Source organism: Aminobacter sp. UC22_36, assembly GCF_044056035.1.
GTDB lineage: Bacteria > Pseudomonadota > Alphaproteobacteria > Rhizobiales > Rhizobiaceae > Aminobacter.
Genome location: NZ_CP171996.1, coordinates 21025 through 44737, shown reverse-complemented (window position 1 = coordinate 44737; position 23713 = coordinate 21025). Strand labels below are relative to the sequence as shown.

At 61.2% G+C, this 23713-nt stretch carries 23 protein-coding genes; 10 read left to right on the top strand and 13 right to left on the bottom strand.

What is annotated here, in order from left to right; all coding sequences use genetic code 11:
* Positions 1-1124: 1124 nt before the first annotated feature.
* The 3 genes from ACHMW7_RS03195 to ACHMW7_RS03185 form a co-directional block, all read right to left on the bottom strand.
* Positions 1125-2141 carry an amidohydrolase family protein gene (locus ACHMW7_RS03195; protein WP_395448935.1) on the bottom strand — a complete coding sequence of 339 codons (1017 nt, stop codon included), beginning with the start codon at positions 2139-2141 and terminating at the stop codon, positions 1125-1127.
* A gap of 31 nt (positions 2142-2172) precedes the next feature.
* The gene (locus tag ACHMW7_RS03190; protein WP_395448934.1) at positions 2173-2865 is read right to left on the bottom strand and encodes a class II aldolase/adducin family protein; all 693 of its coding nucleotides are present in this window, start codon (positions 2863-2865) and stop codon (positions 2173-2175) included.
* 94 nt (positions 2866-2959) lie between these two features.
* Positions 2960-3949, bottom strand: coding sequence for an ABC transporter substrate-binding protein (locus ACHMW7_RS03185; RefSeq protein WP_395448933.1), 990 nt, complete (start codon positions 3947-3949; stop codon positions 2960-2962).
* A gap of 241 nt (positions 3950-4190) precedes the next feature.
* Here ACHMW7_RS03185 and ACHMW7_RS03180 point away from each other — a divergent pair, with 241 nt between their 5' ends.
* Positions 4191-5804: an FAD-dependent monooxygenase gene (locus tag ACHMW7_RS03180; protein ID WP_395448932.1), complete on the top strand. Its 1614-nt coding sequence runs from the start codon at positions 4191-4193 to the stop codon at positions 5802-5804.
* Between the two features lie 61 nt (positions 5805-5865).
* Here the strand turns inward: ACHMW7_RS03180 and ACHMW7_RS03175 are convergent, their stop codons facing one another.
* The 5 genes from ACHMW7_RS03175 to ACHMW7_RS03155 all read right to left on the bottom strand — a co-directional run bounded on the left by ACHMW7_RS03175 (position 5866) and on the right by ACHMW7_RS03155 (position 10978).
* Positions 5866-7380: an ethanolamine ammonia-lyase reactivating factor EutA gene (locus ACHMW7_RS03175; RefSeq protein ID WP_395448931.1), complete on the bottom strand. Its 1515-nt coding sequence runs from the start codon at positions 7378-7380 to the stop codon at positions 5866-5868.
* A 3-nt stretch (positions 7381-7383) separates the two neighbouring features.
* Positions 7384-8637: a cupin domain-containing protein gene (locus ACHMW7_RS03170; protein ID WP_395448930.1), complete on the bottom strand. Its 1254-nt coding sequence runs from the start codon at positions 8635-8637 to the stop codon at positions 7384-7386.
* Between the two features lie 190 nt (positions 8638-8827).
* Positions 8828-9577 (bottom strand): IclR family transcriptional regulator, encoded by a 750-nt coding sequence (locus ACHMW7_RS03165; protein ID WP_395448929.1) that lies wholly within the window; start codon positions 9575-9577, stop codon positions 8828-8830.
* A 234-nt stretch (positions 9578-9811) separates the two neighbouring features.
* On the bottom strand, positions 9812-10585 hold the full coding sequence (locus ACHMW7_RS03160; protein ID WP_395448928.1) for a class II aldolase/adducin family protein: 774 nt from the start codon (positions 10583-10585) through the stop codon (positions 9812-9814).
* Between the two features lie 75 nt (positions 10586-10660).
* On the bottom strand, positions 10661-10978 hold the full coding sequence (locus ACHMW7_RS03155) for a non-heme iron oxygenase ferredoxin subunit (RefSeq protein ID WP_395448927.1): 318 nt from the start codon (positions 10976-10978) through the stop codon (positions 10661-10663).
* A gap of 219 nt (positions 10979-11197) precedes the next feature.
* On the opposite strand from ACHMW7_RS03155, the gene ACHMW7_RS03150 reads away from it, so the two are divergent.
* The 7 genes from ACHMW7_RS03150 to ACHMW7_RS03120 all read left to right on the top strand — a co-directional run bounded on the left by ACHMW7_RS03150 (position 11198) and on the right by ACHMW7_RS03120 (position 17513).
* Complete coding sequence (locus ACHMW7_RS03150; protein WP_395448926.1) at positions 11198-12484, top strand: Rieske 2Fe-2S domain-containing protein; 1287 nt, start codon at positions 11198-11200, stop codon at positions 12482-12484.
* An 83-nt stretch (positions 12485-12567) separates the two neighbouring features.
* Entirely contained in the window at positions 12568-13089 is a 522-nt protein-coding gene (locus ACHMW7_RS03145; RefSeq protein WP_395448925.1) for a hypothetical protein, read from the top strand.
* A 79-nt stretch (positions 13090-13168) separates the two neighbouring features.
* Positions 13169-13999, top strand: a complete 831-nt coding sequence (locus ACHMW7_RS03140; RefSeq protein WP_395448924.1) for an IclR family transcriptional regulator — start codon at positions 13169-13171, stop codon at positions 13997-13999.
* Between the two features lie 2 nt (positions 14000-14001).
* Positions 14002-15006 (top strand): FAD-binding oxidoreductase, encoded by a 1005-nt coding sequence (locus tag ACHMW7_RS03135; protein ID WP_395451253.1) that lies wholly within the window; start codon positions 14002-14004, stop codon positions 15004-15006.
* A gap of 29 nt (positions 15007-15035) precedes the next feature.
* A complete protein-coding gene (locus ACHMW7_RS03130) occupies positions 15036-15968 on the top strand; it encodes a LysR family transcriptional regulator (RefSeq protein ID WP_395448923.1) in 933 nt (310 codons plus the stop codon).
* Between the two features lie 217 nt (positions 15969-16185).
* A complete protein-coding gene (locus tag ACHMW7_RS03125) occupies positions 16186-17121 on the top strand; it encodes an ABC transporter substrate-binding protein (protein WP_395448922.1) in 936 nt (311 codons plus the stop codon).
* A 191-nt stretch (positions 17122-17312) separates the two neighbouring features.
* Positions 17313-17513 carry a hypothetical protein gene (locus ACHMW7_RS03120; RefSeq protein ID WP_395448921.1) on the top strand — a complete coding sequence of 67 codons (201 nt, stop codon included), beginning with the start codon at positions 17313-17315 and terminating at the stop codon, positions 17511-17513.
* Between the two features lie 129 nt (positions 17514-17642).
* Here the strand turns inward: ACHMW7_RS03120 and ACHMW7_RS03115 are convergent, their stop codons facing one another.
* On the bottom strand, positions 17643-18236 hold the full coding sequence (locus ACHMW7_RS03115) for a HupE/UreJ family protein (protein ID WP_395448920.1): 594 nt from the start codon (positions 18234-18236) through the stop codon (positions 17643-17645).
* Between the two features lie 167 nt (positions 18237-18403).
* Between ACHMW7_RS03115 and ACHMW7_RS03110 the strand changes: the two genes are divergently transcribed.
* A complete protein-coding gene (locus ACHMW7_RS03110) occupies positions 18404-19339 on the top strand; it encodes a LysR family transcriptional regulator (protein ID WP_395448919.1) in 936 nt (311 codons plus the stop codon).
* 21 nt (positions 19340-19360) lie between these two features.
* On the opposite strand, the gene ACHMW7_RS03105 is transcribed toward ACHMW7_RS03110, so the two are convergent.
* From ACHMW7_RS03105 to ACHMW7_RS03095, 3 genes are all read right to left on the bottom strand, one after another.
* Complete coding sequence (locus ACHMW7_RS03105; protein ID WP_395448918.1) at positions 19361-20221, bottom strand: alpha/beta fold hydrolase; 861 nt, start codon at positions 20219-20221, stop codon at positions 19361-19363.
* 57 nt (positions 20222-20278) lie between these two features.
* Positions 20279-20956 (bottom strand): RraA family protein, encoded by a 678-nt coding sequence (locus tag ACHMW7_RS03100; RefSeq protein WP_395448917.1) that lies wholly within the window; start codon positions 20954-20956, stop codon positions 20279-20281.
* A gap of 126 nt (positions 20957-21082) precedes the next feature.
* Positions 21083-22192 carry a zinc-binding dehydrogenase gene (locus ACHMW7_RS03095; RefSeq protein WP_395448916.1) on the bottom strand — a complete coding sequence of 370 codons (1110 nt, stop codon included), beginning with the start codon at positions 22190-22192 and terminating at the stop codon, positions 21083-21085.
* A 157-nt stretch (positions 22193-22349) separates the two neighbouring features.
* On the opposite strand from ACHMW7_RS03095, the gene ACHMW7_RS03090 reads away from it, so the two are divergent.
* A complete protein-coding gene (locus tag ACHMW7_RS03090) occupies positions 22350-22643 on the top strand; it encodes a hypothetical protein (RefSeq protein ID WP_395448915.1) in 294 nt (97 codons plus the stop codon).
* 23 nt (positions 22644-22666) lie between these two features.
* Here ACHMW7_RS03090 and ACHMW7_RS03085 read toward each other — a convergent pair whose 3' ends face one another.
* Entirely contained in the window at positions 22667-23710 is a 1044-nt protein-coding gene (locus ACHMW7_RS03085) for an amidohydrolase family protein (RefSeq protein ID WP_395448914.1), read from the bottom strand.
* Between the last annotated feature and the right edge of the window lie 3 nt (positions 23711-23713).

The following is a 23713-nucleotide window of genomic DNA, read 5'->3' as shown; positions in this document are numbered from 1 at the left end:
AGCACCCCGAACGGCGACAATGCGGTCGGTTGCCGAATGGCAGCTATCCGCTGACCTAGCCCCGTTAGCGGACCGACAGCTGACGGCCCCAATTCGGTCGCTCAATGATACGCGTGGCGATGCCGGCTTATGGCCGCGCAATCTCGTCCCCTTTTGCGGCTGGGGTTGCAATTGTGCGTTGCGATGAACGCACTGACGATCTGGACGAGCTGTTGCTGTTCTGGCGCGCGAGCTTCATGGATCAGGTGAGAAGCGGAAGTCGCTGTCGCCGGTCATGGTCGATGCTCCGCACATCGCGCCAAGGCACGGAAATTCATGAAAAATCGGCGTTGCCGCGAGGTGCGATGATTTCCCGCACCTCGCGAAAACGCCTCATAACCTATTGAAACAACACAACCGACCGGCGCCGCACCTCGCGGCCTTTTATCCTGCCGTCTTAATCGGTTGTGTTTGGCGAGACTTGGTGTCCATCGTCGTTTCTCCTTTTGGCTTCGATAATATGCGAATCTATTCTCTGCGCTGCGAATCCGCTTTTGAGCGTCGAGTTCCGATGCGCCGTGCAGTCTTGCGCACCCTGCGACGGGGTTAATCGGCTGCGTTGTGGCTGCGCTCGAACCGTCGTGGCGCACTTTTCCATCGGGCTGACGGAGCAGCGTCACAGGCAAATCGAGCGCGGTCCGGCCGTCTGTCGATCGGCGCGGCCGCAGGCAGGATAACGTGCGTTCCGTCGTTCCTGGTCTGCATCGGTCTAGCGAAGGTTTGCATCGAGGGCTCCCAGCAGGGTTCCGTCGCAAACTCTGAGAAGGGCTTGTCACACTGGTTGGAGGAATGCGGCAGCGGCTGAATCTAGGCGAGCGAACCAGCCAGGCAGCCTCAGGGAAAATCGCAAGTTGAGCCAGATCGCATAGGTGGGCGGGCAGGAAACGATGACTTGTGTGCCTGATTGTGGCCTGGATCATGACCGCCGACTATCACCCAACAGCTTCATCGCCGGTTAGCGTGACATCACCGCCTGAGCCACGCATCATGTCGAAAGCGCATTTCAAGCATTTGACGTGACACCGACAGCAGCGGAATTTGCCGCAATCGTTCCTGGTTCTGTTGCCATGACAATGGCGTCGCCGTCACTCCGCCTTCAGGCCAAACAGGTTTACCGCGTTGCGGAAACATATCTTTTCGATGTCACCCCGCGGCAGGTCGAGGCTATTCAGGATATTCAGGGTGTCGCGAATGTATCCGGGGCCCTTTTCCGGGTCGAAGGGGGAATCGGAGGCGAACAGGATGCGGTCGCTGCCGTAGAATTCCAGGCCGCAGAGCGTAGCTGCGCGGGAGCCGAAGACGGCGGTGTCGGCGTAAAAATCCTTGAAATAATCGAGCGGGCGCTTCTTCAGTCGCTCCAGCACCAAGGTCAGGTCCTCGTCCGAGGTCCGCTTGCCGAGCTGGTCCCAGCCCGGCCCGACACGACCTTCGAAGAAGGGCACCATCGCGCCCATATGGTGAGCGAGCACCTTGAGGGTAGGCAGGCGATCCATAAAGCCCGAGAAGACGAGACGGGCCATGGCGGCGCTCGTCTCGTAGGGCCAGCCGAAGGTCCACCAGATTTCGTATTTCGATTTTTCCTCCGTCGCGTAGTCGGGCATGGAGGCGTTGCGCGAAGGGTGCAGCAGCACTGGCTTTCCATGCCGCGCGGCCGCCTCGAAGATTGGGAAGAAGCGCTCTTCGTCGAGCGGTGCGCCGTTGACATTGGTATGGATCTGCAAGCCATTGGCGCCAAGTTCGATGAAGGCGCGCTCGGCCTCTCGGACGGCAGCCTCCGGCGCGTTCATCGGCAGGGCGGCGACGAAGCCCGCGAAGCGGTCGGGATGCTTTTCCACGAGGTCGGCCAGTCCGTCATTGCCAACGCGGGCGAACTCGGTCGAAAGCTCCGGGCCGCCCATGGCCTCCAGCGGCGGCATGCCGAGCGAGAGAATCTGCGTATAGTCGCGGAACTCGTCCATCACCCGGAAGCGGGTCTCGAGGTCGTAGATGCAGGGAATGCCCTGCATCCGCCGGCCGATATCCTTGCCGGCGCCCTCCAACTGCTGGATGCGCTCCCACAGAGCCTTTGGGAAAAAGTGGTTGAATGCGTCGATATAGTGCATGGTTCTCCTCCGGAACGATCGATGACGCCGATCAGCGGCGCTGCAGGCGACGCACGAGATAGGCGAACGTCGCCTTGAACATCTCTTCGCGAAACATGTGCTTGCGCTTGGCCTTGATGTCTTCGGGTTTGCCCAGCGCCTTGGCGCCGCCGGCTGCCTCCACCCAAAGCTGCATCATGCAGGCGTTTTCCAATGACAGGGCCAGATAGACCGCCTGCTCGATCGTCGGTGCGGCGGTGACGAGGCCGTGGTTCTGCAAGAGCATGGCGCCGTGCCCCCCGAGCGTCGCGGCAACGGCGCGGCCACGTTCGGCCGTGGTAATGAGCTCGGTCGTCTCGGAAAAGACCGGAAGCCCCTCGGCGAAGATCGCCCCAGGATGGCCAACGGCCTGCAACGGCTTGCCGAGTGCGGAAAAGCTCACGGCATGGGGCGCATGGGTGTGGACGACCGCGTGTACGTCGGGGCGGGTGCGCAACACCTCGGAATGGATATAGACTTCGTTGTGGCGGCCGTGATCGCCCTCGATCTTTTCGCCGTCCATGCCGACGGTGATGATGTTGTCGAGGGTGATTTCCTCTAGGCCGATCTTCGATGCCTTCATGTAGAAGCGGTCCGGCGCATCGGGAGCGCGCACGGATATATGGCCGCGCGTCCAATCGCCCTGTCCGGCCTGTTCGAGGATGCGCCCCGCCTCGATCATGCGTTGCTTGAGGTCGTCGTGCATGGTTGCATCCTCCGATCGGTTCGGCGGCCGTTTGCAGTCCGGCGACTGCCAGGCAGGTTTGAATTCGTTGGCCTCGGCAGGCGTGCCGCAAGCGCTACACACGGTGTTTGTCGCCGCGCTTGCGGCCCTGCGAGAGATCGAGGAAGAGTTCGGAAAGCTCAATTCTTCGGTCGATCAGGCCCTGCTGCAGGGCATAGTCCACGGCTGTTTCGAGGGTCTTGCAGTTCTGCGCGCCGAGGCCGTAGGCCCAAGGGTCGTCGCCCAGGATTGCCTGCTGCTCCTCCCAGGCCTCGCGATACCAGGCGAGCGGCACGATGCGCGGATTTTCCATTCGTTCCATCGCAATGCGCTTGGCCTCGGTGAAGGCCTGGTAGAGATTGATCGGCACCCAGGGATGGCGCTCAACGATCTCCGGGCGGATGCCCAGCACATGCATGATGGGGAAGATGCCGGTGCGCGTGAAATAGTCGATCTCCTCGCGCTTGTGGTCGGAAAACAGGCGGCCGACGCGCGGGTCCCGGCGCAGGATGGGGTCAATCAGATCGGGGTGCAGCAAGGCATCGATCTCGCCGTCGACGAGCATCTGCTCGACGGATTTGTCGTCCGGAAGGCGATGGAGTTTTAGGCCGCTGGGCGGGGTGAAATCTACGTCCTCGTCGAGCTCAGCATACCATTCAATGGAGGTGTGTGGCACGCCGTATTCGCTTTCCAGCAGACCGCGCTGCCAGAGGGTGGCAGTAACGAGATAATTCTTCACACCGACCTTGCGGCCGATCAGATCCTTTGGCTCCCGAATACCGCTCGCCGTGTTGACGAAGATGAAGCCATGGCGGAAGCGGCGATGCAGGAAGACCGGAATGGCGTCGAAGGGGAGATTGCGCGCTTTTGCGGCGATATAGGAGGAGAGCGAAACTTCGGCCACATCGAATTCGCGATTCCGCAGGAAACGCCAGTGTCGGGAGGTGGAATCCATCTCCGTCAAGATGGTGAGATCAATTCCGTCCGGCTTGACTACGCCTTCCTTCAAGGTGCGGACGATCTCGTAGTCGCCACAGGCCAGCGTGAGCTCCACTTTTTTTGTCATGTTGTCCCTCCCGCTGCGGCGGCCCCTCTCTGCTGCTGCTTCTCCACCATGCTTCAGTCGATACGGCTTGTCCAGATTTTCTTACGCAATCTCAAAATATAGGATTTCATAAATTTCTGGTTGACGACAAAATTCATCCTGAAATACTGACCCGCAGCAAAAGCCCACTTCGCCCCTGATTTTCCGGCATACTGCCTTTGTGACATCGATCGAGTCCGGTATTGCTTGATGGAATCCCATAATGAATGAAACGGATGTCATTGTTGTCGGGGCTGGGCCCGTGGGCCTGACGCTTGCGATCGACCTCGGGCAGAGAGGGGTGCGCTGCACCCTGATCGAAAAAAAAGCGAGCCCTGAATTCCTGCCGAAGATGGAGCGCTGCAATGCGCGCACCATGGAGATCTTCCGGCGCATGGGCCTGTCCAAGAAGATCAGGGCGGCGGGGCTCGATGCCTCGGTGCCGATGGATGTCTATGTGGTCTTGGCGATGAATGAGCCGCCTCTCTTGCGGCTGCCCTATGCCTCGGTTTCGCAGGCGCTGGAGGAGATCGCGCGCTCCGAGGATGCGTCGTTGCCCCTCGAAGCCTACCAGCTGATTTCGCAATACACGCTGGAGCCGCTGCTGAAATCGGTCGCAGAAGCGCTGCCGACGGTGACGGTACGCTATGGCTGCGAGTTCCTGTCGCTGGAGCAGGATGCGAGCAGCGTGGCGGCCAAGGTCCTGGACGGCAAAGGTGGCATGAGCGAGATTCGGACGAAATACCTGGTCGGTTGCGACGGCGGCGCAAGCCCGGTGCGCAAGCAACTCGGCATCAAGTTGCGCGGCGAGGGCAATCTTCTGCACCTGCGCCAAGCGCTCTATTATAGCGAAACGCTCTACGATCGCATTCCGCTCGGCGGCGGACCTGGCAGGGGGCGACACTATCATGTGGCAGATGGGCAGGCGACCTTCCTGATCATGCAGGATTCGACCCGGCACTGGACCCTGCATGCCGTGGTCGAGCGCGACGAGGACATGGCCGCCCAGTTCCAAAAGGCGGTTGGCGCGCCGATCGAATACAGCATGCTTGATGTCGGGCAGTGGAGGCAGAACCTGCTGCTTGCCGATCACTATTGCGCGGACCGGGTGTTCCTTGCCGGCGATGCGGCCCATCTGGTCATCCCGACCGGCGGGCTCGGCATGAACACCGGCGTCGGCGATGCGGTTGACCTGGGTTGGAAGCTTACGGCGACGTTGCAGGGTTGGGCCGGTCCCAATCTCCTTGCCTCCTATGAGATCGAACGTCGGCAGGTGGGCGACAGGAACGTCGGCGCATCCCGCTACGCCTCGCTCGGTCGGCGCAAGTGGCGTTCGCAGTATCGCCCGGACATTCGCGATGCGACGCCAGAGGGGCAGGCGACGCGCGACAACCTCGCGCGCGTGGCCGATATCGAGCAGCGCAAGACCAACGAGATGATCGGAGCAGAACTCGGTTACCGCTATGTCGGTTCGCCCGTCATAACGGACGAACCGGGCGGGCCGGAGCATCTCTTTCGCGAATATCACCCGACGACCTGGCCGGGCGCCCGCCTGCCGCATATTTGGCTGGAAGGCGGTCTGGCGGTGCAGGACCTGATCGGGCCAGGCTATACCCTGCTGCGGCTGGGCGGAGCCGGTGCCGATGACGGCAAGCTCGAGGAGGCGTTTCGCGCTCGTGGGGTGCCCTTCTCCACGCTTGACATTGCAGGGCAGAAGGCGCGTGACATCTACGGCCATGACCTGATCCTGCTGCGGCCGGATATGCACGTCGTCTGGCGCGGCAAGCAGGCGCCGGATGATGCCGTCGCGCTCGTTGCCATGGTCACGGGCCATTGACGGCAGAAGGCCGCGAATTGGTGGGATCGCGGCCTGTAGCAGCGCTGTTTGACGATACGCGCTATTCTTTCTCAACGGCATCATGGCCGAGACCGAGGCTTGGAAAGACCAGGGACTTGATCACGACCGGCACGGCGCCCGAGGTTTCGAGGATGGCGCCGATATCGATGAAGTCGAATTCATCCAGCTTGATGCCGTCGATCGAAACGACCCTTGCAACGTTGGACTCCTGTCGGCAGTGCATGCCGACGAGGCCGCCGATGTCGCCCTCGCCGACGAGTATGAGCGGATGCCCCTTGGCCAAGATCGGGGCCAAGCCCTTGACGACCCCCCGGCAGAAGCCTTCGAGCCGCCGATAGCTCGCCGAACCCGCCCATTCGTAGCAGAGTCCGACCGGGCTTTCGCCGTCGCGAAGATCGAGGCGGGAGAGCGCATCGCGCACCGCTTCCGTGACGGCGCTCGGGTCGATTTCTTCGTCGAAAGCAAGTGGCGGTTTGATCACCGGCACATTGCGGATCGGCAGCAGTTCCAGCGGTTCCACATAGATCGTGCTGCCGCTGACCTGAACCGTATACTGGGAGGCGCCGACGACGGTGGCGCGAATGCCTTGTTGCGGCACTTCCAGTTGCGGTGGCCAGCCCTCGAGCTTCTTGCGCAGCGCGGCGGCAAGCAGCGGGCCGAGATCGCTGAAGCTTTGCTCCTGCCCGGCGTAGAAGAACTCCGACACACCACCGGATATGGTGAGCACGTCGGGGAGCGGCCCCTCCGGCAAGGCCGGCAATCGGTGCAGGGCCAGCGTTTGCGGCGAGATCGCGCCGCCCTGCATGGCTTCGAACAGGCAGTCGATCATGCAGTCGGCGATCTTGCGCGCCTCTGCCTGGCCGAGAACAGCACCGAGTGCAATCGGAACGCCGGCCCGGCCAGCAAAATGATGGCCGGCCTCCTCGATGCGGGTGATACGGCGGTCCTCGTCAAAGGCGATGACGCGAGCGCCGATATCAATGGCACTGATATGACGGATCGCGCCATTCTCGCAGAGCGCCAGCTTGGACGTGCCGCCGCCGATATCGACGTTGAGGATACGGGAATTTCCCTTCGCCGATCGCGCAACCGCGCCGGAGCCGAAGGCGGAGAGCGTGGTCTCCAGGCCGTCGCCAGCACTGACGACCACGAATTTCCCGGTCTGGGCCGAAAAGATCTCGCCGATGGCGCGGGCATTGCTTCTTCGGACCGCAACGCCCGTCAGGATGAGGGCGCCGGTGTCGATGGCCTCGGGCTTCAGGTCTGCGGCCGCATATTGCTGCGAAATGAAGGTGCCGAGCGCTTTGGCATCGATCTCGTTGTCGCCGCTATAGGGCGTCAGCAACACATCCGACTGGTGCAGCAGCGTGCGTTCGACCACCATATAGCGGGTATCGAGCCTTTCGAGCACGATGCGCGAGAAGGCGAGATGGGAGGTGGAGGAGCCGATATCGATGCCGACGCTCGTCAGCACGATTTCGTCCTCCAACTCCATGCTGCGGCCGATATTGGAAAAGAATATCCGGCCGCCCTGTTCTTCCTCTTCGTCGGCCATGGATCAGACGACGTCGTCCATCTTGGAACTGGTGTCTGCCGGCTTTTCGTACCATTCCGGCTTCATGCGCACTTCCACACTGTTCTTCTTCAAGAGCGCCTCGTATTCCTGGCGGATATGCGGGTCTTCCATCCAGTAGGGGATGGCCGTGCCGCCTTCGTTGACGTTGATGGCAGTGTAGTCCGTGTGCTTTTCGCCAGGTGCGCCCGGGTCGCGGCCCGGATTGTGCGGGCCGAACCAGGCGAGCAGGCGGAAGGGTTCCTTCGAGACGCTGAAGTGCTGGTGGTACCAGCGGGCGCCGCCGGGCGCGGCGGTGACCATGCCGAACTGGCCGTAATCGAGCCGGCGGACGCGATGGGCGTGGCCGTCTTTCCACGGGTTGACGCCGCATTCCTCTGGCCAGGTGTAGGTGTAGCCCGAGCCGCTGAGGCAGATCAGGATCGCCGCGGACGTATGGGCATGCGCCTTTGAATAGCGGCCGTTCTCATGCTGACCGATCCAGAAATAGAACTGGTTGTTGGTCATGAACGGCTCGACGCGGCGGTAGCCGGGCGAGCGGCGGTTGTCGAGCGGCAGGTCGCAATTGACCGCATCGGGCAGGAAATTGGTGCGGCGCATGGCAAGGCCGCGCACCGGATCCGGCTCGATTTCCTCCCGGTATTTGTAGAAGTCGTCGGCGCCGGAGAAGCGATCACGGAAGACAAAGGGGTTGTTGAAGACCGCTTCGACATTATTGATCATGTTGAGCACGTTCGGTGCGGTGGTACCGCCCATCAGCAGCGCCGGCTGGTTGGTCGCGTTGACGATTCGGTGCCAAGCATTCATCGGGATAGAGAACATCGAACCCTGCTGCCATTCGAAGACGTGTTTCTTGCCTTCGCCTTCGAGCCACACTTCGGTCGAGCCGCGTCCTTCGACAACGATGTAAACTTCCTCGTATACATGCTTTTCGGGATTGAGCGCGCCGCCAGCGGGCACTTCCACGACATGGTGGCCCCACTTGGTTTCGGTGCCGTAGAGTTGGATATAGGAGCCGCGGCCGCCGGTGCGCTTCCAGGGCGCGAGCGGCAGGTCACGCACGTTGGGAATGCCAAGGTCGCGGAAGATCGGGATGCCCTCGTCGACCATGAATTGGTCATAGGGGGTGGGTTGCTTCTTGAACTCGCCCAAGCCGGCCTTCTTGTTTCCGGCTGGTTCATGCCAGTGCGTGCCGCCGCCGCCGCCGCCGCCGCCGCCGAGTGAGTGGTCCAGGTGCATCGCTGTCTCCTCCTAAATCCAGACTTTGCGGGAGGGCATGTTGTGGCGCTACGCCGCAGCGCGGACATGGAAGTGCCGCGTATTGTCTCCCGGTTATCGAGGACGCTACCAGATGCCCAAAGACGCGGTAGTGCGATTTCGGAAAGGGCTTCTTTCTGACCGAAAATGACGGAAGAAAGAGCTCGCCGGCTCAGCTATAGGCGATGGTCTTAGAAATGACGCCGGCGCAAAACGCCACGCGCTCAGCGACATCGTTGAGGGATCTCGCCTGCACCTGCCCATTCGGCAAGGTAAGGCTGAGGCTGCCGAGGATTTCCGAACGGCCGTCGAAAACCGGTGAGGCGATGCCGGTGACGCCGGGAGTTACATCGCCGGTGGTGCTGACCCAGCCGCGCTGGCGCTGCTCGCGCAGGATCACCTTGGCCTCCTTCAGCGTGTTGCCAAAGCCGGCCTCGGCAAATTGGCTGGCGGCCGTGCTGTGGAACTTGCGCAACTGGTGATCGGGCAGATAGGCGAGGATCGAAAGCGAGGCGGCGCCATGCAACAGCGAGCGGCGGCGACCGCGCTCATAGCCGGAATGGATCGCATCTGTGCCGCTCTCCTGATGAACGCAGAGCACATCGAAGCGGTAGCGGCGGCACAGAAGCGCAATGCCGCGGAACTGCGCCGCCAATTCCTCCATCACGGGGCGAGCGGCGCGGATCAGCACGTCGCCGGTGCGAATCTTGTAGTCCAACTCGACGATGCGCGGGCCGAGCATGTATCCGACGGATGGAAGCGATGTCAGCAATCCGGCGTCGGTCAGTGTCTTGAGATAGCGATAAAGGGTCGAGCGGGTGTAGCCGAGCCTTTCGTGCATCTCATCAATGGTCACAGTGACCACGCTCTCCTCGCCGTCGAACAGGTCAAGGAGGCCGAGCATCTTTTCATGGCTGTTCAAGCGAATGGCCTCCCGGACGTGACGCCATCGCCAATGCTCTGTGCAGAACGAAGAAGGGGGTAGTCGCGCAAGGGCAGGTCTCTCGGCTCGGGTTTGCAGGCGGCGAGAACCGCCGCTCCGCCGGCCTCCAACGCCGGGGAGGCAGGCAGGCCGAAGCAGCCGCCATTGTGTGGCAGTCGGGCCGGGCCATCAAGCGGTTTCGAAAGAGCCGCAAGGACCGGGTGTCCGGGCACTTCAGGCGCCGGACGTCCAGGCTTCGGGGAAAACGTCGTCGCGGATGGCGCCGAGGGTGTAGTAGCTCCAGAGCTTACGGATATGGTGGCCGCGGCGGAAGCTGTGAGAGAAGGATTCGATCTCTTCTTCTGTCAGAGGTTTGGGTTTGCCGAGCGAATAGGCGCGATAGGCTGCCTCGGCATTTTCAACGAGATGTACGGAATCGATGAACACGCCCCGGACCGTCTCGGCCGTGACAATCTGGCCGTGGGCGCGAATCTGCATCGCGTGATGCGGGCCAAGCGTCTTGACGATACCGCGACCGCGTTCGGCGTCATCGACGTGGGCCGGATCTGGATGTACCGGAATGCCGCTCTTCCAGCGGATGGCGTGGTTTTTGAAGGGCAGCAGTGGCACGTCCTCGACAAGGGTGAAGACGTTTGTCACGTCGTGATGGAAGTGCGCTATGGAGTTCACGTCCGAACGAGCGCGATAAATCTCACAATGAAGGAAAACCTCCGAAGGTGGCTTGATGCCGGGCGTACCGGCGACCACCTTGCCGTCGAGATCGCAAACCAGCAGGTCCTCTGAACTGACCTCCGCGCGGCTTTTGTTCTGAGGCTGCACCAGGAAAGTGTCCCCACCCGGCAGGCGAGCAGAGACGTGACCGCTATATTCCAGGATCTTCATGCTATTGAGCAGCCGCGTGCTCATGGATACGTCGAGCCGGAGGCTTTCCTCTGACGGGGTCGCCGGCGCATCCGGGGATTGGTCCGTATGCTTATTCAGTGCCATTGAGCCCTCCATTTTTCCACTAATCCCATATTATACGAATCTTTTTCAGTCGCAATAGTTGCGCTGGCTGCGGACCTATACCTCGATCAGCACCTGGTCGCCGTCCACGATCACTTTGTAGGTCCGCACGGGGACCATGCAGGGGGGGGTGACTACTTCGCCGGTGCGAACGTCGAACGCGCCGTTGTGGAAATCGCATTCGATTGTGTGGCCGTCGAGATAGCCTTCGGACAGCGATCCCGGCCCGTGCGTACAGAGGTCGTCGGTGACGTAAAAGGCGCCGTTCACGTTGAAGACAGCGAGCGTGAGATCGCCCTCCTCGACGCGTATGGCGCTGTCCCAATCCACGTCATTCGTCGAGCACAGTCTGATCCTGGTGCAAGTCTCGGCCATTTGCATTCCTCCTTCGATTTTCACGCGATGCTTGACGGCGTCTTATTCAGTGAGTACGGTTCTTAACAAGGAACAACGTTCCGCATGAAGGAACGCACGAAAGAATAGCGGATCAATTGAGAACGTCAACTCGTATTTCCGGCCCTCGGCGCAGCCGGCGAGTGTCGGGTGGCAAAGCAAACGGTAGCTGCGCAGGCAGGCCGATCTGGAGGAAGAGAAATGCTTAGGAAGGATCAGAACGATCTATTGACGCAGGCGGGTCCCGGCACGCCGATGGGTGACATGTTCCGCTGTTACTGGATCCCGGCCCTGCTCGCTGAGGAGCTGCCGGACAACGACTGCGCGCCGGTGCGTGTCAAGCTGCTTAGCGAACGGCTGCTCGCCTTCCGCGACAGCGAGGGTCGGTACGGCCTCATCGACGAGTTCTGTGCACATCGCGGCGTGTCGCTCTGGTTCGGACGCAACGAGCAGGGTGGCCTGCGCTGCCCTTATCACGGGTGGAAATACGACCGCACCGGTCAGTGCACGGAAGTTCCCTCGGAGCCAAAAGAGAGCGGCTACTGCGGCAAGATCAAGCTGAAGTCCTATCCGCTGATCAAGATTGGCGATATTTTGTGGACCTATATGGGGCCGGCCGACAAGCAGCCGCCGCATCCGGAATGGGAGTTCGCCCTCGTTCCTTCCGAGCAGACCTTCACCTCCAAGCGTTGGCAGGAGTGCAACTGGCTGCAGGCCATGGAAGGCGGCATCGATTCGAGCCACGTTTCCTGGCTGCACAGCGGTAGCCTGAACAGTGATCCGCTATTCAAGGGAGCGCGCGGCAACAAGTACAACATGGCGGATGCCCGTCCCTTCTTCGAGGTGACTGACAGCGAAGGGGGCCTCTTCATCGGCGCGCGACGCAACGCCGAGGAAGGACACTATTACTGGCGCGTGACACCCTGGGTCATGCCGTCCTTCACCATGGTGCCGCCGCGCGGCAACCATCCGGTGCATGGCCATTTCTGGATCCCGATAGATGATGAGAACTGCTGGGCCTGGAGTTTCGACTACCGTCCGGACCGGGCGCTGACCAAGGAAGAGCGCCAGGCGATGATCGACGGCAAGGGCATCCATGTCGCCTATGTGCCGGGCACCTATCGTCCGCTCGCTAACAAGGACAACGACTACCTGATGGACCGCGAGGCCCAGCGCAAGGGCACCACCTATTCTGGCGTCGAGGGCATTGCCATGCAGGACGCCTCGCTCCAGGAAAGCATGGGACCAATCGTTGATCGCACAAAGGAAAATCTCGTTTCGACCGATAACGGCATCATCATGGCTCGCCATCGCCTCATGAAGGCCGCTCGGGCACTCAGCGACAAAAGCGTCACGCCTCCCGGCGTCGACCCGGCTCACCACCGCGTGCGCTCCGCCGCGATAGTACTGCCGGTTGACAAATCTTATGTCGACGTGGCCGACGAGGCGCTGACTGTCATTGAAGGCCAGTCGCACGCGAGCGTGTGATTGGGAGCGGCAGCCGGCCTTCGATCCGGAGGGTCGGCTGCCGCGCCAAACACATTCGCTTTCGCAATGGAGGAGATCATCCCATGCAGCTCGGAATGAGTGAGAGCGCCCGCTTCAGCACGGCAGAAGAGGCCAGCTTTCGCATTGGCTATCCAAATTCGCGGCCGCGAAAGTCCCGCATCATCGCGCTCGACCCAGCCAGCCTTGCAACGCTTCGCGACCTGGCGGGACGGGCTTGGAACGACGCACATTTCCTGCGCTACGTCGAGCCCAAGCCACTAAGCGACAGTCTTCATATGCTGCCCGTCGACGCCGTGCTCGAGGATCTTGACGGCAAGCGCGTCAATCTCGCGGACGAGATTGGCGATGCTGATGTGATCGTGATGGTGACGACCGCCGGTGCCACAGCCGAGGCCGCTGAGGTGATCGGCAATGTCTGCTACGTTCGCAACAAACTGACGACTGGTCTGGTTCTGAGTTCGCCGGAGGTGCAGACCGAGGTCCTCGCGCGCACGCTCGCCTCCATGCGCCCCTTCGCGGCCATGCTGGTGATTTCGAACGGTGCGGAATACGTGGGCGAAATGCTTAGTGCTCTAAGGGTTTGAGACCACTTGGGTGATGCCGTGGGAAACCGGCGCAACTGTGTTATGGACGAGCCATGGGCCCAGAAACGGATGACCGACCATGAACGCACCCAGCAAGCCGAATGCGCAACTGGAAACGGGCCGCGCTACGCGCAACCGTCTCTCGTCGGTGGCGACAGCCATCCATCTCCTTAAGGCCTTCTCCGAAAGCGAGTCGGAGATTGGCGTTAGCGCGCTGGCGAAGAAGCTGAAGGTCGCCAAGAGCACCGTGCACCGGCTCGCACAAACACTCGTTGCCGAAGGCCTTTTGGAGCAGAATCCGCAGAACGAGCGCTATCGGCTGGGCGTCGGCCTCTTCGCGCTCGGCACGCTGGTGCGCCGGCGCATGGACCTGCCAAACGAGGCACGCCCCTATCTGTTCGATCTGCGCAAGTTGACTGGGGAGACGATCATCCTTGGCATCCCCTCGGACGGAGCGGTCATGCACATCTACGATCTCGAAAGTCCGCAGGCGCTGGCGATGAAATCGGATCTCGGCGCACGCAAGCCGGCCTTTTGCAGCGCGGTTGGACGGGCGATCTATGCCTTCGCACCGCAGGCGGTGGTGGACGAGATGCTTGCCGGTCCGCTCACGCGGCGAACGCCGAAGTCTGTCACTGATCCCGCGCGTCTCAGGGCGATCTTCGCCGAGGTGCGCGAGCGCGGCTTCGCCATGGAGGACGAAGAAAACGAACCTGGCATCCGTGGCATTGCCGCGCCGGTACGCGATTCCAGCGGCGCCGTGATCGGCGCGGTCGGCATAGCCGGGCCGCTTCAGCGGCTTTCGCTGGAGGCGCTTGAAGGCTTTTCGCAGCCGCTGCTGTCTGCAGTTGCAACCATATCCTCCCGCCTTGGATACACGGCGGCCTATCAGCATGGCCTAGGGAATTGAAGATGCCGACGATTGCAGTCAAGGGAAGCGATATCCAGTGGCAATGCGCCGATGATGATACGATCATGCGATCGGCGTTGCGGGCTGGACTGGGGTTTCCCTACGAGTGCAACGTCGGTTCCTGCGGCAATTGCCGTTTTGATCTCCTGGATGGCGAAATCGAGGAACTGCGCCCTGATGCGCCGGGTCTGAGCGAGCGCGATCGGGAACGCGGGCGCCGTCTCGGCTGTCAAACCCGCCCCCTCGGCGACTGCATGGTCAAGCTACGGTTCATGCCCCAATATGTCAGCCATTTTCCACCCGCTCGCCAGTCGGCCATCCTGGTTGGGGTTCGCGACATCACCCACGATATCCGGGAATTCCGCTTCAAGCTCGACAGGCCGATCCGCTTCCTGGCAGGCCAATATGCTCTGCTCGACCTGCCGGGCGTGGGAGGTGGCCGTGCCTATTCCATGGCGAATACCGAAAACGACGCTGGCGAATGGCATTTTCAGATTCGGAGGGTGCCAAACGGTGTCGCGACAGGCGAGCTTTTCGACAGACTTTTGGTTGGTGACAAGGTCGGCGTCGATGGTCCTTACGGCATGGCTTATTTTCGTGAGGAGGCAGAACGCGACATCATCTGCCTTGCCGGGGGTTCAGGTCTTTCACCAATGATTTCGGTGTCGCGTGCCGCCGCCGCGTCGCCGCGTTTTGCCGGCCGTACCATCGATTTCATCTATGGCGGGCGCACGACGCAAGACATCTGCGGCGAGGACATGCTGGCCGAGTTGCCGCGCTTCGGCACCCATGTTCGCTATCATCCGGTGGTGTCTGCCGACAGTGATGACGGCTGGTCCGGTCATCGCGGCTTTGTGCACGAGGTGGCGGAGCGCCTGTTTTCCGATCGCATACGCGATTGCGAGATCTATTTCGCCGGCCCGCCCTTGATGGGGCAGGCCGTCCAGAAGATGCTGATTGACCTTGGCGTGCCATCGACCCAGGTTCATTTCGATCAGTTTTACTGAGACGGCACCACCAGATGCTGGGACATGCAATGAAGCTGCGACAGCTCGCCTACTTCGTAAAAGTCGTTGAAGTTGGCAATATCACCCGTGCTGCAGAACAGCTCAACCTTGCGCAGACCGCGCTCGGCATCCAGATCCGTAACCTCGAGGACAGCCTGCAGATCCAGCTGCTCGACCGCCATTCCCGCGGTGTGAGTGCGACGCCTGCCGGCAAGCTGCTCTATGAGCGGGCCATTGAGATCCTGCAGCGTATTGAGGAAACGCGGCGAGACCTGATCGCACTGGGAGGCGAAAAGGTCCGCATCCGCTTCGGTGCAACGCCCAGCACCCTAAAGCTGATCGGCACCGAGTTGCTGGTGGAGGCGACTGCCCAGTTGCCCAACATCGCTCTCGAAGTGGTGGAGGAACTGAGCTTCATGCTCATCGACGCGTTAGAGCGGGGCGAACTCGACTATGTGCTTGCCTATGACGTCGAGGACAATCCCGGCATCCGCCGCTTCGCCCTGCTCGAAGAGGATCTCCTGCATGTTTCGGCTCCCAACGGCGAACCGCAGACTGGTGACATCTCGTTCCGCCAGGCCGTTGCCGGCGACCTTGCCCTTGTCTCCAATCGCGACATCATCTGGAGGCGTGTACAGGAGACAGCGTCGCGGCTCTCAATCGACGTGAAGATCACCTATCAGGTGCAGTCCAACGAAGCGATCAAGGCCCTGGTGCTGCACGGGGTTGCCCAAAGCATCATGCCCTACGGGATCGTGGCTGAAGAAGTGAAGAAGGGCGAGATCATTGCCCGTCGCATTGTGCGGCCGGCGGTGAAACGGACCCTATACCTGGCGCATCCGAGCCATCGCGGCTTTGCCGACGAGAAGCCCTTCCTTGCCTTCATCGATCGCATGGTCGACCGGCTGACAACGGAAGTCGGGCTTTACGCCTATACGATCGACAAACTCATGCCGACCTAGCAAGCGGATTTTGTTTGAGCAAGCCTATAGGTTTTATCTTGGACATTCACTTCTTCGCGCTCGATGATCGGATCACATCGAAATAGAAGAACGGGACAGCGGCCGCGAGGAATCGTGTGTCAGGCGCTCCGTTCTCAGAAATGCCAGGGAGAAGATCCTGAGTTCGCAGCTACGTTTGTCGTTCGGTTGTTGGGATTACGACCGGATGCGCCCGCTTATGGACAAGACGATCGTTCCCGACGGCGTTGATCTCGTCTTCCTGAACATGCCGGTCGAGGAAACCTTTTTTCGCATGTTGCGCCATCGGGAATTCGACATTGCCGAGATGTCGCTTTCCTCCTACGTGATGTCGTGCTTTTCGGAAGCGCGGCCGTTCGTTGCCATTCCGGTCTTTCCGTCCCGCTATTTCCGTCATTCGTCGATTTACGTGAATGCGGAGGCGGGCATTCGGGAACCGCGCGATCTTCTCGGCAAGCGTGTTGGAACCCCGGAATATCAAATGACGGCCCCTGTCTGGATCCGGGGCATTCTTTCGGACGAGTATGGCGTCAAGGTCGATGATGTCACCTATTATGCCGGCGGAGAGGAGCAGCCAAACCGCCCCGAAAAGCTACCACTCGACTTGCCCGGCCATATCCGCGTGAACCGCCTGGGGCCGGACCAGACCCTGTCGGCGATGCTCAGGGACGGCGAGATCGATGCGCTCTACACCGCGCGCAAGCCCTCGTCCTATGATGGTCCATCGGGGAGAGTGCGGCGGCTCTTCGAAAACTTCGTCGAAGTCGAACGCGCCTATTTCCGCAAGACCAACATCTTTCCGATCATGCATACGATCGTCATTCGGCGGGAAATCTACGAGGCCAATCGCTGGATCGCGCAATCGCTCTACAAGGCCTTTGTTGAGGCGCAGCGACGCGTCTACAGCGAGCTTCAGGAAACCGCTGCCCTGAAAGTCATGCTGCCCTGGCTCAGTGCCCATGTGGAGGATGCGAGGCAGCTGATGGGAGATGACTACTGGAGTTATGGCTTCCAGCAGAACCGGGAAACGCTCGATACTTTTCTCCGCTACTCTTACGAGCAGGGGCTGTCGAAACGGAGGCTGTCCGCGAAGGAAATCTTCGCGCCGGAAACGATGGAAAGCTTCGTCATCTGAGGGCCAACCGAGGCATAATCCGCAAGGCAGGGTCGCCTAGGGCATAGCTGTTTAATTACAAGCGCCTAGCGGTGATCTGGGGCCTTGCTAGCCTGCCATGCACCTGGCGCATGGCAGGCCTGTTTGCGCTGCTCTTCTCTTTGGTGCACTGCAGCATTATATGCTGTGCATATGCAACGGAGAGGTGAGAGATGACGACGTTGGTGGCGCGCTACGCAGATACGAACTGGATCAGCAGCATGTTCGGTGGTCTCAAGAACGGCATGAGCCTGTTCAGCGCCGCCCAGGAATGCGCCGCTGCGACGCGCGAGCGCCGCAGCCCCTCGACGGGCGCGCTCCAGACGCTCGGCATTGACGAAACCGCTTTCCGGCGGGCGATCAAGCGTCGCTGAGCGACTTGCTTCTTCCTCAACCTTCTTCGGAAGGCCTGAGGCACGAATGGCAAAAGGCCGCCTCGATGAGGCGGCCTTTTGTTTTGTCGGCGCAGCGAAGGTGCTGCCGAGGCAGAGAGGCAAGTCTATTCAGATCATGCCCGCCAGCAGGCCGACGCCCGTCAGCGCCATGGCGCCACCACCAAAGCGCATCGCGGTGGCCGAATTGGCGCCCGCGCGGCCGATGGTGAGACCGAGGCCGAGACCGATGCCATGCAGAAGCGCGGTTGCTGCCATGAAGCCAACAGCGTACTGCAGGCCAGACGAATCGAGCGGCATTTCGGTGCCATGGGCATAGCCATGGAAGACAGCAAACAGGCTGACGATTCCCATGGCCGCTACGGTCGGCGGGTTCCACCGTAGTGCGACGGCAAGGCCGAGCACGATGACGGATGCGGCAATGCCGGTTTCAACGAACGGGACGTTTACGTTTTCCATCCCGAGAAGGCCGCCGATGGCCATCATCACGACGAAGCTGGCCGGAACCAGCCAGAGCGCACGGCCACCGAGGACAGTGGCGAACATGCCAACCGCCACCATGGCCAGGACGTGGTCAAGACCAGCGATCGGGTGCATGAAGCCGTGGGCAAGGCCGTCCGCCGGACCGGCACCCGTGTGGGCATAGGCGACAGCCGGAAGAGATGCGGCGGCCAAGGCCAGCAGACCCCTGATTGTTGCTTTCATTTCTCGAATCCCTTGATGTTTTCGAACGACTCTGCAGATGCCGTCCGCTCGCTACCGGCGCGGATTGTCTAAGGGGCTAACCTGCTGAGATCGAAAATCAACCATCCCAGCAGGAAAGTAAATTTTAATCTCTTTACCCGCGCATTAAGTTTTTCTACGGTTTGGCTATGAAAAACATCACTTTTCGCCAGCTGAAGTCTATCCGTGCGATCGAGAAGCACGAGAAGGTCGTCGGCGCCGCGAAAGTGCTCGGATTAACGGCGCCGGCAGTGACCCTGCAACTCAAGCAGATCGAGGCGGAAGCGGGTGTTCCTCTGTTCGACAGAACGGCGCATGGCATGTTTCCGACTGAAGCCGGCCATGCGGTTCTCAGCGCTGCACGGGACATCGAGCAGCGGCTGGCTCAACTCCAAGAAGAGCTCGATGCTTTCAAGGGCGTGAAGCGCGGCCGAATTGCCGTCGGCGCTGTCTCGACGGTGAAGTATTTCGCCCAGCCGATGGTGGCCGCCTTTGCGGCCGCCTACCCGGACATCGATTTGGAGCTTTTCATTGACAGGCGGGCCGAGACTGTCGAACGCCTGCGCAGCAGGATGATCGATGTCGCTCTGCTCGGCCGACCTCCACGGGAATTTTCGGTTCGCGCCGCGATCTTCGGGCAACATTCGCTTGTCGCCGTGAGTGCCCGGCACCACCCGCTGGTTGGTAGATATGCAATCTCCAAGGCGGAGATCGCGCGCGAACACTTCTATCTGCGCAACCCCGATTCCGGCACGCGCGTTTTCTTCGACCGGTTCATGAGCGAAATTCCCGGACGCGCGGATGGTCCGAACACCGAGATGGAATCGATCGATGATATCAAGCAAGCGATCCTGTCCGACAATGGTGTCGCATTTCTCGCGGTTCACAGCGTGGCCGCCGAGGTACAGGCTGGCAAGCTAGCTATTCTGGATGTCGTGGGCCTGCCGATTCGCCGGCAATGGTTTGCCGTCAGCCGTACGGATCGCGCGATCACGCCGCTGATTGCAGCGTTCGAGAGTTTCCTCTCCAGCGAAGGCAAGAAGTTTCTGCCGGATTTTGTCGGTTTGGATGACGCGCCCGCCTGAGGCGGACGCGTCACTGTTCGATCAGGCGGTGCCTGCGACCTTGTTCAGGAACTCGATCACCCGGGCATTGGTGGCGGGCTCCGTCTGGGCTGAAACCGGGACATCCCAATATTCCGAGCCAGGTATGCATTCCTGCAGATAGCGTGCTGCCGATGTAGCGTGGGACGCGTCGGCGCCTGGCACGATCAAGGTTGGAATGTTGAGACGCAGCAGTTCCTCCGGTTCGGCACAGGGCGACGTGTCGCGATCCAGAAGGCTCCGGACCATGCCTGCCAAGATTAGCTTGTACTGCTCGAGGTTCTGCTTCGCATAGCGTTCCGCAAATTCGGGATCGGTTCGCAGGACCGAAACCCATGGGCCGACGCGCGCGTCCTTGCCGAAGGCACTGCCAGGCTTTCTGGCAAGATCAACGACAGCTTCGAGTCCGCTTTGGTGAACAAAGGCCAGATGCTCGGCAAAGCGCTGGTGCCCGTTGATCCGGTATTTGGCGCCGCCGACGGGCCAGAAAAGCACCATGCCGGCAGTTGCTTGCGGGTACGCGACGCCGAAGGCAGCGGCGACAGTGCACCCCATGCAACCGCCCATGATGGTGGCCTTTTCGATTTTGAGCGCGTCGAGCATACCCTTGGCGTGGTGAGCATAGTCGACCCATTGCAGGGGCTCGACGCGGCCGCCGGTCCTGCCGGTATCGCGGCGGTCAAAGACGATGCAGGTATAGTTCTTCGAGAGATTGTCGAGGAACTTCACTTGCGAATAAATGCCCTGGGTTCGCCATTTTTCCACGTCGGCATCGAAGCCGCCGGGCGCGCACATCAGAATGGCAGGGCCGGAGCCGATCACCTCGTAATAGGTGTCGATTCCATTGATGACAACATTTGCCAAGGTTCATCTCCTGGAATGGATGCCCGGACCGCAAGGCGGCCGCTGGCTTGAGTGGAGTCAGGTGCCTTCGCAGCCAAGACGCTGGAGTGTTTCGTCGACCCAGAGCTTCGGATCGAGCTTTCCGGCCAGGGTATTGGCCACGGTCTTGGATTCGGTCGCGTGCTTTTTGGCAGCGACCTCGTATAGGGCTTCGGTCTGGTCGTAGGGGACGCAGAGTAGGCCATCATCGTCGCCGATGATGAGGTCTCCCGGTTCGATCACCATGCCGCCCAGCGAGATCGGCACGTTGATCTCGCCTGGACCGTCCTTATAGGGGCCGCGATGGGTCACGCCTGCGGCGAATACAGGAAAGGTATTGGTGCGGATCCAGCCATAGTCACGCACGGCGCCGTTGATGACGACGCCGACGACGCCGATGGCGCGGGCGTGCGACAGCATCATTTCCCCGACCAAGGCGTTGGAAAGATCGCCACCGGCATCAACGACGATGACGTCGCCCGGTTCCGCCATCTTGAGGGCCTTGTGAATCATCAGATTGTCACCAGGACGGGTCCGGACCGTGAAGGCTGCGCCGGCCATGGCGCCACCGGCATGGAGCGGGCGGAGCGCAGGGCCGCCGGCGCTCAGGCGGTTCATGGCGTCGCTGACGCAAGCCACCGGGACATCTAGGAAGCGCTTGGCTGTTTCGGCGGTCACCTTGCGGTGGCGCGGAAGGATTCTGAATCCGATGGACACGATCGTTGCTCCCATTCTTGCGTTGGCGGAGTGACGACGCGGGCGCCGATGGGTGCATGGATCGCGTCGATGGGATCAGGTTCCGGGCGGGATGGTCCCGCCCGGAAGAGGTCTATGGCCTGGGGTTTATTCCCAGGGCATCAGCGAGGCGTGGATCACGTCCGGCACGCCCTTGCCGCCCACCGACTCGATGGCCAGCGCGGCGTCCTTGAGGCCGAATTTGTGGGTGGTGATCATGTCCAGCGGGAATCGGTTGGAGGCGATCTGCTGCAGTGCCAGTTCGCAGGCCTCGTAGCTGTGGCCGCGGGCGCTCTTCATGGTAATGGCCTTGACGGTCATCTTTTCGAGCGGGAAGTTCGGGAATTCCTTGAGTTCGCCCTGAACCAGGATGGTTCCGGCCTTGCGCTTGAGAGCTTCGATGCCCAGCGTGATCGGAATGGTGCCGGCGCCGGCGGTGCAATCGAGCGAAACGTCGACGCCCTTGCCGCCGGTAATTTCCATGATGCGTGCCAGCGGGTCTTCCTTGGTCACGTCGATGACGTAGTCGGCGCCCAGCTTCTTGGCCACTTCCAGGCGGGCAGTGTCCTTGCCGGTGCCGGTGACGATGATGAGGGAAGCACCGGCTTGCTTACAGATCACGGTCTGGGACAGGCCCTGCTGGCCCGGACCCTGGATCAGCACGGTCGAGTTATAGCCGACGCCCGAGTCGAACAGTGACCATTCGATGCCATTCGCCATCGGGGTAACGAGACCGGCCAGTTCGGGCGAAACGCCCTTGGGCACGTGGTGGACCACGGCGTTCCAGGGCAGGTAGACGTACTGGGCAAAGCCGCCCCAGAGATGGGGAGCCCGTTCGGCCGAGGTGTAGCCGTACCGGATGCCCTCGGGGTTCTTGCGCCAGTCAGTGTTCTCGCAGTGGCGGTACTGGCCACGGTGGCACCATTCGCACTTGCCGCACATGACATAGTGCTCGACGAAGACGAGATCGCCTTCCTTGAAGCCTTTGCGGCGGGTGAATTCGCGGCCGGCCTTGGCGATGTAACCGATGTTTTCATGACCCATGATGGTGGGGGCGTTGTTCGGCGGCGTCTTGAACAGCTTGACGTCGGTGCCGCAGATGCCGGCCACTTCCATCTTCAGCAACGCTCCGTCCTCCGGAATGTCCGGCATCGGAAATTCCCGGATTTCCATCTTGCTGGGGCCGGTGCGGACTGCCGCGAGAACCTGTTGCGTCATCTCTTTATCCTTTCGAGTGCTGGCCGTCAGTGCGCATGCCCGGCATGCCGTTTCCGCCCGGTTGGTTTTTCCGAATTGGTTTTTGACAGGCCGGATGGCGGCCCTTTAAGTACCGGTGCGCTGCTGACCGCGCTGCCGGCAGTGGAGAACCGAAACCATGTTGAAATCCGTTGCCGCCCGTTCCGAATCTCTCGTCGCCACCCGCCAGGTGAAGGCTTGGACGCGCGCGCGGTTTTCGCTGGAGGAAGACGTGGTCGTCATGGTTTCCGAGCTGGCCTGCGGCATGCCCGGATGCCCGCCGCTGGAAACCATCGTCGCATTCTGGACCGCGCCCGACCGCCGCCACCAGTTCAAGGTCTTCAAGCGCGTCGCCGAGGTCGTGGAAGATGACCTGCCGCCCTACTGGATGAAGGACGCGATCATCTCCGACGGCGACACGTCCTGCTGTTGAAGCGGTGGACGCGGCGGCCATTGCTAGTGTCCCGCCCGGCCGGGGCGGCCGCGCCTGGCAAGTTGTGCATCAAGCCGCGGATAGACGCGCCGCGCATTGCCCTCGAAGATCTTGTAGCGGCTCTCTTCGCCGAGCGTCGTCAACTGGTCGACGTAGCGCTTGGTGTCGTCATAATGGTGGCCGGTCTCCGGATCGATGCCCTTGACCGCACCGAGCATTTCGGAGGCGAACAGGATGTTGTCGACCGGAATGACCTTCGCCATCAGCTCGATGCCGGGATAGTGGTAAACGCAGGTGTCGAAGAAAACGTTGTTGAGCAGGTGCTCGGTGAGCAGCGGCTTCTTCATTTCCTGCGCCAGGCCACGATAGCGGCCCCAATGGAAGGGAACGGCGCCGCCGCCGTGCGGGATCACGAATTTCAGCGTCGGGAAATCCTTGAACAGATCGCCTTGGATCAGTTGCATGAAGGCTGTCGTGTCACCATTGATGTAGTGCGCGCCCGTGTGATGGAAGCAGGGATTGCACGACGACGTGACATGGATCATCGCCGGCACGTCGAGCTCGCAGAGCTTTTCGTAAAGCGGATACCATTGCCTGTCGGTGAGCGGCGGATCGGTCCAGTAGCCGCCCGACGGATCGGGGTTGAGATTGACGCCGACGAAGCCGAGCTCGTTGACGATGCGCTCGAGCTCGGGGATGCAGTTTTTCGGGGGCGCGCCGGGGTGCTGCGGCAGCTGCCCGACGGCAGCGAAATTGTCCGGTAGCAGATTGCAGATGCGGTGGATCAGGTCGTTGGACATGGCCGACCACTGCATGCTGACGGCTTCCGTGCCGACGTGATGGGCCATGCCGGCGGCACGTGGTGAGAAGATCGTGAGATCGCTACCGCGTTCCTTCTGAAACGCCAGCTGCGGCTCGACGGATTTCAGAAGCATTTCGTCGGTGATGCCGAGATCGGTGGTAAGCGGCCGACGCATCGGGTCGGCGAGACCGGCAAGCTGCTTGTCGCGGAACTGGTGTAGCGCCTGTGGCTCTGTGGTGTAGTGCCCGTGAATGTCGATGATCATGAC

Excerpts from the sequence above, each read along its gene's own strand:
- ACHMW7_RS03195 (WP_395448935.1), bottom strand. The coding sequence starts at position 2,141 with ATGCACTATATCGACGCATTCAACCACTTTTTCCCAAAGGCTCTGTGG.
- ACHMW7_RS03190 (WP_395448934.1), bottom strand. The coding sequence starts at position 2,865 with ATGCACGACGACCTCAAGCAACGCATGATCGAGGCGGGGCGCATCCTC.
- ACHMW7_RS03185 (WP_395448933.1), bottom strand. The coding sequence starts at position 3,949 with ATGACAAAAAAAGTGGAGCTCACGCTGGCCTGTGGCGACTACGAGATC.
- ACHMW7_RS03180 (WP_395448932.1), top strand. The coding sequence starts at position 4,191 with ATGAATGAAACGGATGTCATTGTTGTCGGGGCTGGGCCCGTGGGCCTG.
- ACHMW7_RS03175 (WP_395448931.1), bottom strand. The coding sequence starts at position 7,380 with ATGGCCGACGAAGAGGAAGAACAGGGCGGCCGGATATTCTTTTCCAAT.
- ACHMW7_RS03170 (WP_395448930.1), bottom strand. The coding sequence starts at position 8,637 with ATGCACCTGGACCACTCACTCGGCGGCGGCGGCGGCGGCGGCGGCGGC.
- ACHMW7_RS03160 (WP_395448928.1), bottom strand. The coding sequence starts at position 10,585 with ATGGCACTGAATAAGCATACGGACCAATCCCCGGATGCGCCGGCGACC.
- ACHMW7_RS03155 (WP_395448927.1), bottom strand. The coding sequence starts at position 10,978 with ATGGCCGAGACTTGCACCAGGATCAGACTGTGCTCGACGAATGACGTG.
- ACHMW7_RS03150 (WP_395448926.1), top strand. The coding sequence starts at position 11,198 with ATGCTTAGGAAGGATCAGAACGATCTATTGACGCAGGCGGGTCCCGGC.
- ACHMW7_RS03145 (WP_395448925.1), top strand. The coding sequence starts at position 12,568 with ATGCAGCTCGGAATGAGTGAGAGCGCCCGCTTCAGCACGGCAGAAGAG.
- ACHMW7_RS03140 (WP_395448924.1), top strand. The coding sequence starts at position 13,169 with ATGAACGCACCCAGCAAGCCGAATGCGCAACTGGAAACGGGCCGCGCT.
- ACHMW7_RS03135 (WP_395451253.1), top strand. The coding sequence starts at position 14,002 with ATGCCGACGATTGCAGTCAAGGGAAGCGATATCCAGTGGCAATGCGCC.
- ACHMW7_RS03130 (WP_395448923.1), top strand. The coding sequence starts at position 15,036 with ATGAAGCTGCGACAGCTCGCCTACTTCGTAAAAGTCGTTGAAGTTGGC.
- ACHMW7_RS03125 (WP_395448922.1), top strand. The coding sequence starts at position 16,186 with ATGGACAAGACGATCGTTCCCGACGGCGTTGATCTCGTCTTCCTGAAC.
- ACHMW7_RS03120 (WP_395448921.1), top strand. The coding sequence starts at position 17,313 with ATGACGACGTTGGTGGCGCGCTACGCAGATACGAACTGGATCAGCAGC.
- ACHMW7_RS03115 (WP_395448920.1), bottom strand. The coding sequence starts at position 18,236 with ATGAAAGCAACAATCAGGGGTCTGCTGGCCTTGGCCGCCGCATCTCTT.
- ACHMW7_RS03110 (WP_395448919.1), top strand. The coding sequence starts at position 18,404 with ATGAAAAACATCACTTTTCGCCAGCTGAAGTCTATCCGTGCGATCGAG.
- ACHMW7_RS03095 (WP_395448916.1), bottom strand. The coding sequence starts at position 22,192 with ATGACGCAACAGGTTCTCGCGGCAGTCCGCACCGGCCCCAGCAAGATG.
- ACHMW7_RS03090 (WP_395448915.1), top strand. The coding sequence starts at position 22,350 with ATGTTGAAATCCGTTGCCGCCCGTTCCGAATCTCTCGTCGCCACCCGC.
- ACHMW7_RS03085 (WP_395448914.1), bottom strand. The coding sequence starts at position 23,710 with ATGATCATCGACATTCACGGGCACTACACCACAGAGCCACAGGCGCTA.